This is a genomic window from Marinobacter sp. B-12, from assembly GCF_056857915.1.
Map to the genome: position 1 here is coordinate 1 of NZ_JBSXOB010000052.1, position 18046 is coordinate 18046.

Here is an 18046-nt window from a genome sequence, read left to right on the forward strand (position 1 = left end):
CGGCAGGATATCTTCGATTACATTGAGATGTTCTATAACCCGGTTCGCCGACACGGCAATAACGGTGGGCTGTCACCGGTGGACTTCGAAAAGCAGTACTTCACAAAGCTGTCAGGTGTCTAAGATATCGGGGGCTTGCCAGTCTTCCGAAATAAAACTAGCCATTGGCCTGCCGACTCCATGGACCGGGTGGGTGCCAGATTTCCTCCGGTGTCTTAGCGAGCGTGCCTGCCATTACAGGGCCGAGAAATTCAATCACCGCCTTTACAACCTCCGAGAACACCTCTGGCACATGGTCTTGGCCAAGGCGTTTACGGAAAGCCTGCCACTGAGGCTGCTTGCTGTCTACAAAAGCGGCAGGAAAGGGACTTGCTTCAGGGATATCCGTCCCACGCTTCCGAAAGGTGCCCTCAACCGCACCCTTGAGGTTTTCCAACCGGAATTCGTGCTGGCGCGAGAGCAACCAGATATCATAGAAGTCCTTCATCCGGCTGTTCAGCTCACCAAGGTTCACCATCGCCTGAAATTTCTCAGCAATGGACGACTCCGGCGTGTAGCACTTGATCCGTGCAGCCGGAAAATCCAGTAAGGCCGGGAGCTCCAGCCAGGATGGAAACGGAAATATGGGATCACCAAAGCCGATGTCCAGTTGCATCTGAATCTTTGCCTTGTCGAGAATGCCGGTAAATGTCACCCGCAATCCCTGGTAGTCCGCATCCTCAGTGATAGCCTCAGCCTTCAGGCTATCCGCGTCAAAACGCAAGCCATCATCCGTCACCTCAGCCGCTATGATGTCTCGCACCTGGGCCAGAATCGACTCCGGTTCATTGCTGGTCTGGCCCAACATATCAATATCCCGTGTCGGTCGGCTGTTCGGCCCCTGCATCGCCCAGAGCATTAATGCTCCCTTGAGGGTAAAACAGTCACTACAGGGCGATTGGCTGAGCCGATACAGAAACCGCTCCATGGCGTAATACTGCAACAGCTCCTGGAAGGGGCGTTTTTCTTCCCGGGATTTATTCAGCAGATTCTGTCGAACAGATGCGGCGGTGTTTTTAACCATCGTGATCTCCTTTCACTTTGTTGATTCCATTCACAGCTTTGCTTCCACATAGGGTGACATCACCTTGGCAACACGACAGATTCTGGCGTATTCCATAAGTTTGCCTGGAAGGAAGGTTTTACGGGTACGATAAAGCTCCAGCGCCTCCAGCACCACATCCATGCCGATGCGGTTCCGGAACTTGAAACAGTCCGCCAGGGTTTTCTCCGGACTGTAGACGTTCAGGATGATGCCATCCACATACACCTGTTCAATGCCTGCAGTGAAGGCCCGTCCGGAGAAGCGGTACCCGGCCACCGGCGGATAATCGAGTACGGGCAAACGGGCATTCCGCTCCACCGCCAGATGCACCTGATGGGGAATCTGGGTGGTGATTCCGTGCCAGTCCAGCGCGGAAATCAGGCAAAGCACGGCATTGGGGAAACGGGTAGCGGCGGCCATCAGATCCGGGTTTTCAATGGATGGCAGATCCGCCAGCCGATAAAGCCCACGACTGACGGGCTCAATCAGCCCCTCGTCCCTGAGCTGATAGAACTGGTACCGACTAAAGCCCCGAGCCAGGGCCTCACTCAGGCGAAGCTGGCCGCCGTGCTGGCGGAACAGGGTTTGCAGTTGTGCCCAGGAGGATCGGGCGGAGCCGGAATCAGACAAACTGTCACCACTAATTGATATCTGGTGACAGTTTGTCTGATTACCGTTTAGTGTTCAAGCGGCGGCTTCGTCGGCGTTATCTGATTCATCACTCTGCATGGCTGGGCGTTCGCTCCGGAGGCAAGCACTATACAAAATGTGGAGGAGGCTCTAAACAACAATGCGCTACAAGGCCATAGCAAACTGGCAAATCGAAAGGTACCCTTGGCGTGTCCAGATCGATCCGCGGCAGAAGACCCACACCCAGGCTCGCCCAGAATGACCATTCCAGTAAATAGCGCCGTTCAACTTGGCAACCTGATGTGCGCCGTGACCGAAGAGGTTCTCTGGTCACCCGCCCGACAATGGGTTCGCGATCAACTACCCGCCACAACCCTGCTTTGCCGTGTCGGCTCTGGACAGGCCACCTACCATCGTTTTGACCCTCGCCTGAAACAGCACCAGATTACCTACGGCAAGCGCATGATCATGGACAAGCACCAGCCCGATGCAGTTAGCGGCTGGCTTTCCGGACGGGAGATCCGCCAGAGAGAGTATTTCGGGGGGACCGTCACCACATTGAACCTGCTGGCGCACACGTGTTGCCACGAATTTGCGCACCTGCTTCAACATGTGTCGGGCAAGCGCTATCGCGGCTCCGTTCACAATCAGCATTTCTACCGGATACTGGACGAACTTCACACTAGCGGTGGCGCCGACGCTGCCAGGCATCATCTCGCCACACGGGCCGAAGACGCGGGGCTCACCGTCCCTGACGAACCTATTCCGGCGCCGGACACTCTCCAACTCATAGCCAACTGGGCAGTGGGGGATACCGTGGCGTTTGGTGCCGGCAAACGAGAGCTCGAAGGCAGGATCATCCGGGTAAACCGGAAAACCTGCACCGTGGAGGGCACCGGGCGCTGCCGTGGCTTGCGATACCGGGTCCCCCTGGTTCTGCTACGCGCTCTCGCGGACTGATGTCGCAAGCAGATCGCGCAGCTCCGGAATACAGGAGCCGCAATTTGTGCCGCATTTCAGGTTATTACCCAGGGCTTCTACCGACTTCGCCCCGTTGGCGATGGCACCAGCGATCTGGTTTTCCCCTACCTGAAAGCAACTGCAGATCATTGCGCCCGGATCTTCCACATCTACATCCCGTGCAGCCAACAGCGCCCGGCGACTGGCGTCGCAGAGTTCTGCTTCGGCAAAACAGCCATCCAGCCAACTGGCGTCCGGTATCAACGCAGGGTCGCTGTCGACCATCAACACCGATTCCAGTTGTTCGTTGACCAGCCGGGCCGCACGGAACCTGCCCTGGGAGGCGTCCGCCATGACCAGATGCGCTTTTCCGCCCAGCCACTCAGTCATCGACGCCGACCAGTCGATCGGCTGTCGCCCAGCCAGCCACCAACTGTCGCTGTAATGCAACGGCACCTGGCACCAGTAATCGGCCTGCCAGCGCCGGGGCCGATTGCGCCTGACCAGCAATCGTGCATGCCAGCGGGCGCGAAACGGCGTTATGACGGCTCGCCCGTGTTTGGCCTCCGGCTGACCCGAGACTGGGTCTGTCACTGATTCGGTAAGCAGCGTGGCAACCCCACTGGACGCAAACTGCCGGTTCCAGTGGATGGGTATAAACACCTCGCCACGGCGTTGTTCGGGGCTCTTGCGGACTCGCCCCACGTAACAGCCGTCACCACGTCTCAACCGGGCCAGATGCCCCTCCATAAGCTGGTGCGTGACCATGTCGTCGGGATGCATGTCCACATAGGGCTCCGAGCGGTGGGTCAGTAGCCTTGGGGTGTTGGCGGTTCGGGTCATGGTGTGCCACTGGTCCCGTATACGGCCGGTATTGACCACCAAGGGGTAGTCGTCACTGGGTTGTTGGGCGGCCAATCGAGTTTCGATGGCGACAAATCGGGCGCGCTGATTCGCGGTGACAAACCGGCCATCAGAAAACAGTCTTGTCGAGCCTTCAGTCTCCGCTCCAGCGCCCTTCAGAACCGGCCATTGCACTGGGGTCAGCGCCTCATAGCCGGCATCCGAAAGGTTAGCCAGCCCGGCAAGGTTAAACAGGCGCTCGCCATTGTTCTCGTGAGCGGACAGGGCCGCGTGTTCACGAAAGATATCCGCGGGCCGCTTATAGCCAAATGCCTCGCCAAACCCCAGTTTTTTGGCCACGGCACTCATGATCCACCAATCCGGCTTTACCTCAGCCGGGAGGTGCAGAAAGCGGCGCTGCCGGGAAATTCGCCGTTCCGAATTGGTGACGGTGCCGTCCTTCTCACCCCAGCCAGCGGCAGGGAGAAGAATGTCAGCGAGGTCTGTGGTGTCGGTGTGGGCAACACAGTCTGAAACAATCACAGTGGGACAACGTGCCAGGGCTTCCCGGACCCGAGCCGAATCCGGCAGGCTGACCGCCGGGTTGGTCCCCATGATCCAGATCACCCGGATATCGCCACGGTGAACGGCCTCAAACATGTCCACCGCCTTCAGGCCAGGGCCATCGGCCACCGCACCGGTGCCCCAGAAATCCGCCACGCGTGATCGGGCACCCGGGCTGTCATAATCCATGTGAGCCGCCAGGGTATTTGCAAGCCCGCCCACTTCCCGTCCACCCATGGCATTGGGCTGGCCGGTCAGGGAGAAGGGCCCTGCACCGGGCTTGCCAACCCGGCCCGTCGCCAGGTGGCTGTTAATAATGGCATTGCCCTTATCGGTGCCGGCAATCGACTGGTTTATCCCCTGGGAAAAACCGGTGACCGTTCGCGGCGTCTGAGCAAACCAGGCATAGAAGGTTTCAACATCCTCCGGCGCAAGATCACACTGCTCTGCCACCGACTCGACGCTTGGGGCAGCCGCTTGCGCACTTGCCAATGCGTTATCGAAATCCTGGCAATGCGCATCAATGTAGGCCTGGTCCAGGCCACCGTGATCGGCGAGCCAACTCAGCAAACCGTTGAACAACACCGTATCCGTACCTGGGCGCAACGCCAGGTGAAGGTCCGCCAGTTCACTGGTGGCGGTGCGACGTGGATCAATAACAACCACTCGACGCCCATCCCGCGCACTGGCCTTCATACGCTGGTAAAGCACTGGATGCGCCCACGCGGCGTTGCTGCCAGCCAGCACCAGCAAGTCCGCCAGTTCCAGGTCTTCATAGCAGCCTGGCACCACATCGGCCCCGAAGGCCCGTTTGTGCGCCGCCACGGCCGACGACATGCACAGCCGGGAGTTGGTATCCACATGAGGGGTGCGAATGAAGCCTTTGGCCAATTTGTTGGCGACGTAGTAATCCTCGGTCAGCAACTGGCCGGACAGGTAGAAGGCCACCGACTGCGGCCCGTGAGTCTTGACGCTGTCCTGTATCGCATGAGCCACCTCGTCCAGCGCCTGCTCCCATTCGCTGCGGCGCCCCCTGACAATCGGGAACAGTAACCGTCCGTCTTCCTGACCGGTGGTTTCGTGAAGGCTGGCACCTTTGACACACAGGCGCCCCTCGTTCGCAGGATGGTTCTTGTCCCCCGCCACTGGTGTGCCGCTGTCGGAATAGGCCATCACGCCACAGCCCACCCCGCAATAGGGGCAGGTGGTATGAACCGGGTCCGGGCCAGTAGTGTTGAGTACGTCCACGATGTCTCCTGAGTGTTACACGCACAAAAAACCCGCAATGTCCGGAGCCCCCTGAGTAGACGGGAACCGGGCATGCGGGCTTCGTTGCCAGCGTTCAGTACCGGGATCAAGTAGCCCCGGGCCTGGCTGTTTATGGTTGGCGTGTCAGCTATCGCTACAAATGTTTCCCATAGCCTGTGCAAATACAGGGCCACTCCCCGCGAACACCGCCCAACAGGTGTTTCAGCGAATCCTTGGGCCGCTCACACCTCCTCGTCAGGAGTCATAACAGTGCAAAAAGCCCAAAAGTGCCCAATCAGAGCGCACGTTTGACGAATGAAAACACCCGCCTACTAGCCTGAGAAACGGCTGATTCACTGTTCGCGAGGCACTTCCCGTGACTCTGGCAGAATTATTGCTGTAACTCTGGTTGAACAGTATTGCTGACAGAGTTAAGAGAGGCATCTGATGCCTGTACATCGAGGAAATCATCATGAATTCGCCACAACCCCTTCGCATCCTTCTGATTGACAAGGACCCCGAACGGGCAAGTCAGGTCTGCCAGGCGCTACGATACGAGGGCCATGAAGTCATTCGCCAGCGCCCGGATGCCACTGGTTTGACCGCAGCGGTTGCCCGCGACCAGCCCGACATGGTGATTATCGATATGGACTCGCCAGACCGGGACACCCTGGAAAACATGAGCACCCTCAACACTCACGCGCCCAGGCCCATTGTATTCTTCGCCGACCAGCCCGGTGACCGCGCCACCATTCATGCAGCGGTCAAGGCTGGCGTGAGTGCCTATGTTGTCGACGGCATACAGCCGGAACGGGTTCGCTCGATCATCGACTCAGCCGTGGCGCAGTTCGAATCCTTTCAGGCATTGAGAGCAGAGCTGGAAGAAACCCGTTCGGCACTGGAAGACCGTAAGGTTATCGAGAAAGCCAAGGGTCTGATCATGCGGCATGAGAACTGCGACGAGGAAACCGCCTATCGCATGCTGCGCAGCTCCGCCATGGAGCACAGTGAACGCCTGGCGGTTATGGCGGGGCGTGTCGTTACCCTGTTGGAAAGACGTAGCCAGAGCTCAGTGGGCTCCATCCGGAAAGCATCCTGATCAACGCTGTTAGGGAGCCCACATGGTTCGCCCAACCCCGCTTCACAAACATCCCGGATTCAATGTCCGTCTCGGCTTTGTGCCGCTGCTGGATAGCGCGCCACTGATAGTTGCGCGAGAGCTGGGGCTGTTTGATGCCGAAGGGCTGGACGTAGAACTGGTGCGTGAAGGCTCCTGGGCTTCTTTGCGCGACAAGGTCAGCTTTGGCCTGCTGGACGGTGGCCACATGCTGGCGCCAATGCCTCTGAGTATCTCCCTGGCGAGCGACCGTCCCAAAGTGCCCGTTGTGGTCGGCATGGTGCTGAGCCGCAACGGCAACGGGATTACCCTCAGCGCTCGGCTGCATCACGAACTGGTCCGTTCAGACACGGATCTGAAGAATCCCATTGCCACCGCGCGCGCGCTGATACGCGTGGCCAAGGGCAGGGGCGAGCCAATACGATTGGCCTCCGTGGCGCCCTGGTCCAGCCATGATCTCCAGCTCCGGGACTGGCTGGCCTCTGCCGGGCCAGACTCGGAACAGCACGTGCAGATCATCCCGGTATCCCCGATACAGATGGTGGACGCGTTTCGATCAAACTCCATCGAAGGCTGCTGCGTCGGTGAGCCCTGGAACAGCTTGCTGGAGTACGAGGAGCTGGGGCATATTCTCCATTCCGGCCACCAGATCTGGCAGAACGCCCCGGAAAAAGTTCTGGGTATGCGAGCCGACTGGACTGAGCAGCACGACATGATGCACCGGCACCTGTTGCGGGCACTGCTTGCGGCCTGTCAGTGGCTGGATAACCCTCACAACCACGGCCTGCTGCGGGACGTCCTGGCCAGGCCCGAGTACCTGGGTGAACAGATCAACGTGCTGGACAACCACCCGTACAGTCTGTTCCATCCGCGATTGCACCAACACTTTTTTCGCCACTCCGCCAATTTCCCCTGGCTGTCACAGGCCCATTGGCTCGCGACTCGCCTGACCCTCCGCGGGCAACTCGGCCCGGTGGACGACACCATGGTGCGCCGGGTGATAAGGCCCGACCTGTTCCGGGACGCTGCCGCCTCCATGGGCATTGACGCACCGGTTATCGACAGCAAAACCGAGGGCCGGCACCAACTCCCCTTTACCCTGTCGGGGCGCTACGGCCCCGTGGATGTTGCCAGCGACCGCCTGTTGGGAGAGCACCTCCACGACTGGCTGGCCGACAACCCCATGGCCACGCCCAATAAAGAAGCATCACGCACTAAAACAGCCACGAAAACCCGCCCTCAATAACGCCCTTCTTTACAAAAACCCAGATATTTTTATATCTATCAAAAAATTACAAAGATGGCACGCAGACTGCTTAGTCAACATAGACGATCTTGCATTCACTGCGCGGGTAAACGGCAGTGACGAAAACTGACAGAACATCAGGCATTGAGGCCTGCGCCCCGGAAACGGGGAGCAGGCTTTTTTTTGTCTGAATAATACTCCGGGAGAGCACCATGCATTTGAGAACACTGGCAGCGACATTCTTGATCTTGACGGCGGCATGCTCTGCACACGCCGACATCGGCCCGGCCGAAAAGCCAGACCTGAAACTCGGCTTCATCAAACTGACCGATATGGCGCCATTAGCCATTGCCTGGGAACAGGGTTTTTTCCTGGATGAGGGCCTGTTCGTGGAGCTGGAAGCCCAGGCCAACTGGAAAGTCCTGCTGGACGGCGTCGTGACCGGCACCCTGGATGGCGCCCACATGCTGGCGGGCCAGCCACTGGGGGCCACTATCGGCTACGGCACCCAGGCGGACATCATCACTGCCTTCAGCATGGACCTGAACGGTAACGGTATCACCGTATCCAACGACGTCTGGGAGCAAATGCGCCCACACATCGACGATGGCAGCGACGGCAACCCCGCTCATCCCATCAATGCCGCTGCCCTGAAACCGGTCATCGAACAGTACCGTGACAAGGGCGAGCGTTTTCGCATGGGCATGGTTTTTCCCGTGTCCACCCACAACTACGAACTTCGCTACTGGCTCGCTGCAGGCGGCCTGAACCCGGGCTTTTATGCGCCCCAGCGCGGCGATACCAGCGGCAACATCGACGCCGACGTTCACCTGTCGGTCACACCGCCACCGCAAATGCCCGCCACCATGGAAGCCGGCACCATTCAGGGCTATTGCGTGGGTGAGCCCTGGAACCAGCAAGCGGTGTTCAAAGGCATCGGCGTGCCGGTCATCACCGACTACGAAATCTGGCCCAACAACCCCGAAAAAGTGTTTGGTGTGACCGAAGCCTGGGCAGAACAGTATCCCAACACCCATCTCCGGCTGCTTCGTGCGCTGATCCGTGCCGCCCACTGGCTGGACGAGAACGACAACGCCAATCGTGAAGAGGCGGTCAAAATCCTGTCCCGCTCAAGCTACGTGGGCGCAGACGAGGAAGTGATCACCAACTCCATGACCGGCACCTTCGAGTATGAGAAAGGCGACGTGCGAAAGGTACCGGACTTCAACGTGTTCTTTCGCTACTACGCCACCTACCCGTATCCCTCCGATGCCATCTGGTACCTGAGCCAGATGCGTCGCTGGGGCCAGATTCCCGAGCCGAAATCCGACGACTGGTATATGGAAACCGCAGCCAAGGTCTATCGCGCGGATATCTACAAGGAAGCAGCCCGAACCCTGATCGAGGACGGCACGCTCAAGGCCGAGGATTTCCCGGACCTGGATGCAGAAAACTTTGCGCGCCCGCACCAGGGCGAGCTGATCGACGGCGTGGCCTTCACTCCGAGGGAACCGAACGCCTACATCGACAGCTTTGAGATTGGCCTGAAAGGCTCGCAAACCCCATAAGACTTGAGTGTCAGGAGACATCACATGACCACGCTCAGCCAGACCGACTCGTTATCATCAGGCCAACGCTGGCTCCGTGCGCTGATGGAAAAGCTGTCCGGCCAGAACCTGGCCGAAACCTTCCGCCAGTTGCTGCTGCCAGCCATCGGCATCGCGCTGTTCCTGGGCTTCTGGCACTTGGCCGCGCCTCAGGTGCAAACATCGCTGGGCGCCTTCCCGGGCCCGGCCGATGTATTGGAGCAGTCTGGGCAATTGTGGCAGGAACACAGCAACCAGCGGGACCGGGCAGCGCAGTTCGTCACCATGCAGGAGGAGCGCAACGAGCGCATCCTGGCAGAGAACCCGGACGCGGAGGTGAAAATACGCGACTATCCCGGCGCACCCACGTTCATCGACCAGATCTTCACCAGCCTGGGCACCGTACTGGCCGGTTTTGTGCTGGCCACGCTCATTGCCGTGCCTTTGGGCATTATCATAGGCCTCAACCGCCATTTCTCGGCGGCCGTCAATCCGTTGATCCAGATCTTCAAGCCGGTATCGCCACTGGCCTGGCTGCCGCTGGTGACCATGGTGGTGTCCGCCACGTACGTCAGTGACGACCCGATGTTCGAGAAGTCGTTCCTGACTTCGATGATCACCGTCACCCTGTGCAGCCTGTGGCCGACGTTGATCAACACCAGTGTGGGTGTTTCAGCAGTCAATCCCGATCTTTTAAACGTTTCGAAAGTACTGCAACTGTCGTTCTGGACTCACGTTCGCAAGGTCGTGTTGCCGTCATCTGTTCCGATGATCTTCACCGGCCTGAGAGTGTCCCTGGGCATCGCCTGGATGGTTCTCATAGCGGCCGAAATGCTGGCTCAGAGCCCCGGCCTCGGAAAATTTGTCTGGGACGAATTCCAGAACGGCAGCAGCGAATCCCTGAGCCGAATAATGGTGGCGGTACTGGCCATCGGTTTTATTGGCTTTTTGCTGGACCGAATCATGTTGTTGATTCAGAAGCGGGTTGCCTGGAACGAGTAGCCTCTGACTTTGGTGAAGGCCGCACCGGGCGGTATTGGCCTCCCGGGACACGCGGTGAATACGTCCCTGTACGCTCGACAAAAACATCCATGTTTTTGACGGTCCCGGGAGGCCAATACCGCCCGGCGCTCCGCAAGTTTGAGGAGATTGTTATGAGTAAGTCGCATCTAGAATTGACCAATGTGCAGATGGCCTTTGATACCAAGGATGGACCGTTTGTGGCATTGGAAAACGTAGACTTGAAGATCCGCAAAGGTGAATTCGTATCACTGATCGGGCATTCCGGCTGCGGTAAATCGACCGTGCTCAATATTGTCGCCGGGCTTTTACAGGCTACGCGAGGAGGTTGCGTACTGGATGGGCATGAGGTGAACACACCGGGGCCGGAACGTGCGGTTGTGTTCCAAAATCACTCACTGATGCCCTGGCTGACCGTGTACGAGAACGTTGAATTGGCCGTACAGCAAGTGTTCCGAAAATCCATGAGTAAAACCGAGCGGAAGGAATGGATTCTTCACAACCTCAAGCTGGTCAACATGGACCACGCCCTGGATAAACGCCCCGGAGAGATATCCGGCGGCATGGCCCAGCGGGTCGGGATTGCCCGGGCACTGGCGATGAAGCCCAGCGTACTGTTGATGGACGAGCCTTTTGGCGCACTGGATGCGCTGACGCGGGCCCACCTGCAGGATTCGCTGATGAAAATTCAGCAGGACCTGAACAGCACGGTGATCATGATTACCCATGACGTGGACGAGGCCGTACTGCTGTCAGACCGCATTGTAATGATGACCAACGGGCCGGCCGCCACCATCGGGGAGGAGTTGCACATTGAGCTGGATCGGCCCCGCAACCGGGTCACCCTGGCCGACCATCCAGAATATGTGCGCTACCGTCAGGCGGTATTGTCCTTCCTGTATGAAAAGCAGCGCTTCCCCGGCAAACGCGAGGATGAACAGGATAAGCCCACTGCTGAAGCCGAAGCGCCCAAGCAGGAAGGCAGCTCACCGGATGGGGAGAACGAGCGTTCTGAGAGCCCGGTTCGCCGCATTGCATGAGATCAAACGGAGAAGCTCGCGCCCTTCAGAAGCACTCATCCGGTGCACGTCGCCCTGTCAGAGCGCACAGCTTTCAGGTCGAGTTCAAAGCGAAATCCTTCAACTTGCTGTAAATAAAGGACTAATAATTTTGGCACGGCGTTCGCTACTGTAGATACAGGGAAGAATGTCCCGGCTAAGGATCGGCCGGACCATCAGATCATTGTTGTTGGCATTGGCGCCGGACCATCGAGTTCCTTCGGGGATCAGATGCTCCGGCTTTTTTCGTTTTGGACACAAGAAGGGCATCACCATCATGAGCGCAAAGGCAGAACAGACTCTCGTTATCTGCGGGCACGGCATGGTGGCCCAGCGCCTGCTCGAAAAACTGGTTGCTCAGCCGCACCAGCCTTTTGAGCGCATCGTGGTATTCAATGGCGAAACAAGCCCTGCCTACAACCGCATCCAGCTTTCGGCCCTCCTGGCCGGCGATGCCAACGAAGACAGCCTGCAACTGCAGCAACCGGACTGGTACCGGCACAACAACATCACCGTGAACCAGGGCGACCCCGTTACCGCCATTAACCGGGAAGACCGCACGGTTACCACTGCCAGCGGGCAGACTCAGCGCTACACCAGCCTGGTTCTGGCCACGGGCTCCCGCTCCGCCAGTCTTTGCCTGGAGGGCGAGAGCCTGGAAGGTGTCATGGGTTTCCGCGACCTGAAAGATACTCGCCAGTTGATCCAAACCAGCCAGCGCCATCGCCGCGCGGTGGTCATCGGCGGCGGCTTCCTGGGTCTGGAGGCAGCTGAAGGACTGCGCAGCCGGGGTATGGCGGTCACCGTTCTGCACCGCGGCAGCCATCTGCTGAACCGACAACTGGACGAGACCGGCGGCGCACTGTTGGAACAGGCCCTGACCGAACGCGGCCTGACCATTCGCACTCAAACGTCCCCAGTAGCCCTTCTCGGTCGCAACCTGGTGAGAGCGGTGCAACTGGACAATGAAACCCTGATCAGCACCGATTTGGTGGTGATTGCCGCCGGAATTACACCGAATACCGAACTGGCACGGGAGGCGGGTCTGGATTGCGAACGCGCCATCCGCGTGAACCCACAACTGCAAACCAGCGACCCGTACATCTATGCCCTGGGGGAATGCTGCCAGGTGGAAAACCAGACCTTCGGGCTGGTGGAGCCGGGCTACCAACAGGCCGATGTGCTGGCGCAGATATTGTGTCACTCCGACAGTCAGGCCGCCTTTGCGCCGTCCACCATCCCGACGCGCCTGAAAATCAGCGGCATCCCGATATTTTCCTGCGGCCAGACCGAAGCAGACCCCAACACCGAATCCGTGGTCTGGCAGGACTACGACACCAATCGCTACTGCCGCCTGCTGATCCGCGACCAAAGACTCACGGGCGCGGTGCTCTTCGGTGAAACCAGTGACGGCGCCTGGTACAGCGAACGCATTCAACAGGCCGATGACATCAGCCCTTACCGGGCCCATCTGGCCTTTGGCAAGCACTACTGCGAAGCCGCGTAAAGCGGCCAGGAACAGAGAGAGGAATTACCATGAGCAAGAAAACCCTGATCGTGATTGGCAACGGCATGGTCGGCCACCACTTCCTGGAACAGCTGGTGGAAACCCCGGCAGCGGCTGACTTCGACATCAAGGTGTTTGGTGAAGAGACACTGCTGGCGTATGACCGGGTTCACCTGTCTGAGTACTTTGGTGGTTCCACCCACGCCGATCTGGCCATGGGCACCGCCGACTGGTACGCCGAGAACCACATCGACCTGCGCCTGAGCGAACAGGTGACCGGCATCGATCGCGCCAATCAGACCATTACCACACCCATGGGTGATTACGCCTATGACGAACTGGTTCTGGCGACTGGCTCATACCCGTTTGTTCCGCCCATCAAGGGTAACGAGCACCCCCATTGCCTGGTGTACCGTACCCTGGAAGACCTGGACAGCATCCGCGCCAGCGCCGACGGCGTTAAAACCGGCGTTGTGGTGGGTGGCGGCCTGCTGGGCCTGGAAGCCGCCAACGCGCTTAAAAGCCTGGGCCTGGACGCCCATGTGGTGGAATTCGCGCCTCGCCTGATGCCGGTGCAGCTCGACAGCGACGGTGGCGCACTGCTGAAACGCAAGATTGAGGAACTGGGTGTGCAGGTGCACACCGAAAAGGCGACCACCGAGATCGTGGAAGGCGAAAAAGCCCGCCTGCGGATGAACTTCAGTGACGACACCCATCTGGAAACCGACCTGATTGTGTTCTCTGCCGGCATCCGCCCCCAGGATGCCTTGGCGCGTTCCAGTGAACTCGCCATGGGTGAGCGCGGTGGTATTGTCATCAACGATCAGTGCACCACCTCTGACCCGCACATTCACGCCATCGGCGAATGCGCTCTGTGGAGTGAGAAGATTTTCGGCCTTGTGGCGCCGGGCTATACCATGGCCCGCACCCTGGCCTCAGTGCTGAACGGTGACACGGAAGCGGCCTTTACCGGCGCCGACATGAGCACCAAGCTCAAGTTGCTGGGTGTGGATGTGGGCTCGATCGGCGATGCCCACGCCCAAACCCCAGGTGCCCGCAACATCCGCTTTAACGACGAGCAGGCCGGCCACTACCGTCGCATGGTGATCAGCGAAGACGGCAAGACCCTGCTGGGCGCTATCCTGGTGGGTGACAACAGTCACTACGACACGCTGCTGCAATACGCCTTGAACGACATTGAACTGCCGGAAAATCCGGAAACCCTGATACTGCCGGAAAGCCAGGGCGGCGCTCCCGCGCTGGGCCCGGACGCCCTGCCGGAAACCGCCTCGATCTGCTCCTGCCACAACGTGTCCAAAGGCGATATCTGCGGTGTGATCGACGCCGGCTGCGCCGACCTTGCCGGTGTGAAGGCAGAAACCAAGGCCAGTACCGGCTGCGGCGGCTGTGCAGCGCTACTGAAGAACGTGGTGGACAGTGAACTGGAAAAACGCGGCGTGGAAGTCAGCAAGGATATCTGCGAGCACTTCCCGTACAGCCGCCAGGACCTGTTCAACATCGTGAAGGTCAATGGCATCCGTACCTTCCGGACATTAATCCGTGATCATGGCAAGGGCCACGGCTGCGACATCTGCAAACCGGCCGTAGCCTCCATCCTTGCCACCTGCTGGAACGAGCACATCCTGGCCACCGACCACGTGCCCCTGCAGGACACCAACGATACCTTCATGGCCAACATGCAGAAGAACGGCACTTACTCCATCGTTCCCAGGGTGCCGGGCGGCGAAATCACCCCGGACAAGCTGATTGTGCTGGGTGAAGTGGCCAAGGAATACAACCTGTATACCAAGATCACCGGGGGCCAGCGCGTGGACCTGTTCGGCGCCACCCTGAGCGAACTGCCGGAGATCTGGGAGAAACTCATCGCCGCCGGCTTCGAAACCGGCCATGCCTACGGCAAGTCTCTGCGTACGGTGAAGTCCTGCGTTGGCAGCACCTGGTGCCGCTACGGCGTACAGGACAGCGTGGGCATGGCGATCTTTCTGGAGAACCGCTACAAGGGCCTGCGCTCGCCCCATAAGCTTAAGATGGCGGTGTCCGGTTGCACCCGCGAATGTGCGGAAGCCCAGAGCAAGGACATTGGCGTGATTGCCACGGAAAACGGCTGGAATCTGTATGTGTGTGGCAACGGCGGCATGCGGCCGCGCCACGCGGATTTGTTTGCGACGGATCTGTCCGATGAGGAGCTGATCAGCGCTATCGATCGGGTGCTGATGTTCTACGTGCGCACGGCGGACCGTTTGCAGCGGACCAGCGTGTGGATGGAGAACCTGGAAGGTGGCCTGGAGTATCTGAAGCAGGTGGTTCTGGAGGACAGCCTGGGCATTGGTGAGGAGCTGGAGAAGCACATGGCGGATCTGGTGGATACCTATCAGTGCGAGTGGAAGACGGCGGTTGAGGATCCTGAGAAGCGGAAGCGGTTCCGGGAGTTTGTGAATGCGCCTTCCAAGAAAGACCCGGTTCAACAGTGGACTACCGAACGGGATCAACGTCGGCCTTTGCTTGAGGAGGAGCCTGCTTAGGACTAGTGGCTCGGGGTGGAGCGCGGGGGTCAATAATTTTTCCCTTGGGAAAAAGAACTCGCTGCGCTCGGACACCTTTTTCCTGGCGGGAAAAATTATTGACCCCCACGCTCATCGGATCACCAGTTATCGCTGGTTAAAAGCGCATCAAATCAAGAGTTAACGCCTTTGGCGAATCTGAATGAAATTGGAGAACGTTATGAAAGCACGCACTTCCTGGGACGTTGTTTGTACGGTTGATGATCTTGTGCCGGAATCGGGGGTTGCGGTCTGGACCGAGGATGGTCCGGTGGCGGTGTTTTATCTGCCGCATCGGTTGCCGGCGTTGTTTGCGGTCAGCCATACCGATCCGTTTACCGGTAAGAACGTGCTGGCGCGGGGGATTACCGGGGATCTGAAAGGTCAGCCGGTGGTGGCGTCTCCGTTGTACAAACAGCACTTCAACCTGGAAACCGGTCAGTGCTTGGAAGACGAGGCGGTAGCCGTAAAAACCTACCCAGTCCTGCTGGATGGCAACAACGTCCGCGTGGAAATCCCTGCAACCAACAAGGAATCAGCCGTGGCCTAACCCGTTAGTTTCCCCGGGCAGGCTTCTGCAAGGGCCCGAAAAGCCGATTTGGGGGGTGGGGTTATTTTTTCTGCCAGGAAAAAGGTGTCTGAGCGAAGCGAGTTCTTTTTCCCAAAGAAAAAATAACCCCACCCCCCGAAGCGGCGACTCCCCCCAAGACCAACAAAACAGGTCTGTTCAGCACAAACCCGAAACTTCCCCCAAACCAGAAATGCTGCAACACTGACTCCCAGACAATAATCACAACAAGGCGAGATCTGTTCCGTGAAAGCACTGAGCCCGGTAGACCAGGTATTTCTGTGGCTGGAAAAACGCCAGCAACCGATGCACGTCGGCGGCCTGCAGCTATTTTCGTTCCCCGACGATGCGCCCGACGATTATGTCGCCCAGCTTGCGGACCAGCTGCGGGAACAGACCATTGTCACAGCTCCCTTTGACCGGCGCCTGGGCAATCGGTTCGGCCAACCGGTCTGGGTAGAGGATGAGCAACTGGACCTGGAGCATCATTTCCGCTTCGAAGCCCTGCCCACCCCTGGCCGGATCCGGGAGTTGCTGGCGTTTGTCTCCGCCGAACACAGCCACCTGATGGACCGGGAACGGCCGCTGTGGGAATTTCACCTCATTGAAGGCTTTCAGGAGCGGCAGTTTGCCGTTTACACCAAGGTGCACCATTCGCTGGTTGATGGCGTGTCCGCCATGCGACTGTTTCAGCGTATGCTCTCGCAGGATCCGGAGCAGCGTGACATGCCGCCTATCTGGTCGCTGCCAGAACGCAGCCGCAACCATGGCGACTCCGATGGCCCGTCTATGTGGCGTAACGTTGCGCATCTGCTCGGGGAATCCGGCAAACAGCTGGGTACCGTGCCTGCGGTATCAAAAGCGTTGCTGCGCACCGTCAACCGGGCCAGAAAGAACCCGGCCTACGATTCCATTTTCCACGCGCCGCGTTGTGTGCTTAACGGCAAGATCACCGGCTCCCGCCGCTTCGCCGCCCAGTCCTACTGCCTGAAACGTATCCGCGCCGTGTGCACAGCATTCGGCACAACGGTCAACGACGTGGTCATGACCATGTGTGCGACGGCGTTGCGAACCTACCTGATGAATCAGGACGCGTTGCCGGAAAAACCGCTGGTCGCCATGGTACCGGTTTCCCTGCGCACGGATGACAGCTCCGGCGGCAATCAGGTGGGCATCATCCTAGCCTCGTTGGGCACTCATCTGAACGATGCCGGTGAACGGCTGCGCTATATCCATGACGACGTGAAAACCGCCAAGGAGCGTTACGCGACCATGTCGCCGGAGGAAATCCTGAATTACACCGCGCTGCTGCTGGCTCCAGCAAGCTTCAATTTGCTGACGGGCCTGGCCCCGAAGTGGCAGACCTTCAACGTGGTGATTTCCAACGTACCGGGGCCGAAAGAACCCAGTTACTGGAACGGTGCGAGGCTTGAGGGGATGTATCCGGTCTCTATTGCCATGGACCGGATTGCCCTGAACATGACCCTGACCAGCTACTGCGACCAGGTGGAATTCGGCCTGATCGGCTGTCGCCGCACCCTGCCCAGCCTGCAGCGCATGCTGGATTACCTGGAAGAGGGCCTGACCGAGTTGGAGCAGGCGGCTGGGCTGTAGCGCCTAACCGAACTTCATTTCCTGATTGCGTTCCGAGATCTGGCTGTTCAGTGTCCAGAAATCATAAAGCACCCCCACCAGGAACAGGCCGCCCGTCAGCAAATAAATGATTCCGGTGATCCACTTGCCCATGTACATTCGGTGGATACCAAACACCCCGAGGAAGGTCAGTAGAATCCAGCAAATATTGAAACTGACCTCGCCCTCGCGGAACCGGTGATCCGCCTCCCGGTCCATGGCCGGGATCAGGAACAGGTCGATGATCCAGCCGATGAACAGCAGCCCCAGGGTGAAGAACCAGATGGTGCCGGTGATGGGTTTGCCGTAGTAGAAGCGGTGCGACCCCAGGAATCCGAAGATCCAGAGCAGGTAGCCGATGAGTTTACTGTGGGTGTCCTGATTGTCTGCCATTTGCGTTCCTGTTGGCTCGGATGCGGGCT

Annotated in this window: 15 protein-coding genes; 11 read left to right on the top strand and 4 right to left on the bottom strand. The window is 58.9% G+C overall.

The features are described from left to right. Nucleotides 1-123 (top strand): IS3 family transposase (locus AC13D2_RS09420; protein WP_482938565.1); only part of this gene is annotated, 123 nt, incomplete at its 5' end. Nucleotides 124-157: 34 nt separating this feature from the next. Here the strand turns inward: AC13D2_RS09420 and AC13D2_RS09425 are convergent. Both AC13D2_RS09425 and AC13D2_RS09430 read right to left on the bottom strand, forming a co-directional pair. Then, entirely contained in the window at nucleotides 158-1063 is a 906-nt protein-coding gene (locus AC13D2_RS09425) for a nucleotidyl transferase AbiEii/AbiGii toxin family protein (protein ID WP_292047142.1), read from the bottom strand. A 30-nt stretch (nucleotides 1064-1093) separates the two neighbouring features. Continuing rightward, nucleotides 1094-1714 (bottom strand): type IV toxin-antitoxin system AbiEi family antitoxin domain-containing protein, encoded by a 621-nt coding sequence (locus AC13D2_RS09430; RefSeq protein WP_292047141.1) that lies wholly within the window; start codon nucleotides 1712-1714, stop codon nucleotides 1094-1096. 258 nt (nucleotides 1715-1972) lie between these two features. Here AC13D2_RS09430 and AC13D2_RS09435 point away from each other — a divergent pair, with 258 nt between their 5' ends. Further along, on the top strand, nucleotides 1973-2674 hold the full coding sequence (locus tag AC13D2_RS09435; RefSeq protein ID WP_292047140.1) for a hypothetical protein: 702 nt from the start codon (nucleotides 1973-1975) through the stop codon (nucleotides 2672-2674). Here AC13D2_RS09435 and AC13D2_RS09440 read toward each other — a convergent pair. Beyond that, the gene (locus tag AC13D2_RS09440) at nucleotides 2654-5329 is read right to left on the bottom strand and encodes a nitrate reductase (RefSeq protein ID WP_482938535.1); all 2676 of its coding nucleotides are present in this window, start codon (nucleotides 5327-5329) and stop codon (nucleotides 2654-2656) included. The genes AC13D2_RS09435 and AC13D2_RS09440 overlap by 21 nt on opposite strands. 472 nt (nucleotides 5330-5801) lie before the next feature. Between AC13D2_RS09440 and AC13D2_RS09445 the strand changes: the two genes are divergently transcribed. The 9 genes from AC13D2_RS09445 (at nucleotide 5802) to AC13D2_RS09485 (ending at nucleotide 17606) form a co-directional block, all read left to right on the top strand. Then, a complete protein-coding gene (locus AC13D2_RS09445) occupies nucleotides 5802-6428 on the top strand; it encodes an ANTAR domain-containing response regulator (RefSeq protein ID WP_292047136.1) in 627 nt (208 codons plus the stop codon). A 22-nt stretch (nucleotides 6429-6450) separates the two neighbouring features. Beyond that, a complete protein-coding gene (locus AC13D2_RS09450; RefSeq protein WP_482938536.1) occupies nucleotides 6451-7692 on the top strand; it encodes a CmpA/NrtA family ABC transporter substrate-binding protein in 1242 nt (413 codons plus the stop codon). Between the two features lie 212 nt (nucleotides 7693-7904). Next, complete coding sequence (locus AC13D2_RS09455; protein WP_482938537.1) at nucleotides 7905-9260, top strand: CmpA/NrtA family ABC transporter substrate-binding protein; 1356 nt, start codon at nucleotides 7905-7907, stop codon at nucleotides 9258-9260. A 24-nt stretch (nucleotides 9261-9284) separates the two neighbouring features. Continuing rightward, on the top strand, nucleotides 9285-10280 hold the full coding sequence (locus tag AC13D2_RS09460) for an ABC transporter permease (RefSeq protein ID WP_482938538.1): 996 nt from the start codon (nucleotides 9285-9287) through the stop codon (nucleotides 10278-10280). A 188-nt stretch (nucleotides 10281-10468) separates the two neighbouring features. Next, on the top strand, nucleotides 10469-11338 hold the full coding sequence (locus tag AC13D2_RS09465) for an ABC transporter ATP-binding protein (RefSeq protein ID WP_482938566.1): 870 nt from the start codon (nucleotides 10469-10471) through the stop codon (nucleotides 11336-11338). A gap of 295 nt (nucleotides 11339-11633) precedes the next feature. Continuing rightward, the gene (locus AC13D2_RS09470) at nucleotides 11634-12863 is read left to right on the top strand and encodes an NAD(P)/FAD-dependent oxidoreductase (protein WP_292047131.1); all 1230 of its coding nucleotides are present in this window, start codon (nucleotides 11634-11636) and stop codon (nucleotides 12861-12863) included. A 29-nt stretch (nucleotides 12864-12892) separates the two neighbouring features. Further along, a complete protein-coding gene (gene nirB, locus AC13D2_RS09475) occupies nucleotides 12893-15406 on the top strand; it encodes a nitrite reductase large subunit NirB (RefSeq protein WP_482938539.1) in 2514 nt (837 codons plus the stop codon). Between the two features lie 199 nt (nucleotides 15407-15605). Next, on the top strand, nucleotides 15606-15974 hold the full coding sequence (gene nirD / locus AC13D2_RS09480) for a nitrite reductase small subunit NirD (protein WP_292047129.1): 369 nt from the start codon (nucleotides 15606-15608) through the stop codon (nucleotides 15972-15974). Between the two features lie 264 nt (nucleotides 15975-16238). After that, on the top strand, nucleotides 16239-17606 hold the full coding sequence (locus AC13D2_RS09485) for a WS/DGAT/MGAT family O-acyltransferase (protein WP_482938540.1): 1368 nt from the start codon (nucleotides 16239-16241) through the stop codon (nucleotides 17604-17606). A gap of 3 nt (nucleotides 17607-17609) precedes the next feature. Here AC13D2_RS09485 and AC13D2_RS09490 read toward each other — a convergent pair whose 3' ends face one another. Further along, on the bottom strand, nucleotides 17610-18017 hold the full coding sequence (locus tag AC13D2_RS09490) for an NINE protein (RefSeq protein WP_482938541.1): 408 nt from the start codon (nucleotides 18015-18017) through the stop codon (nucleotides 17610-17612). Between the last annotated feature and the right edge of the window lie 29 nt (nucleotides 18018-18046).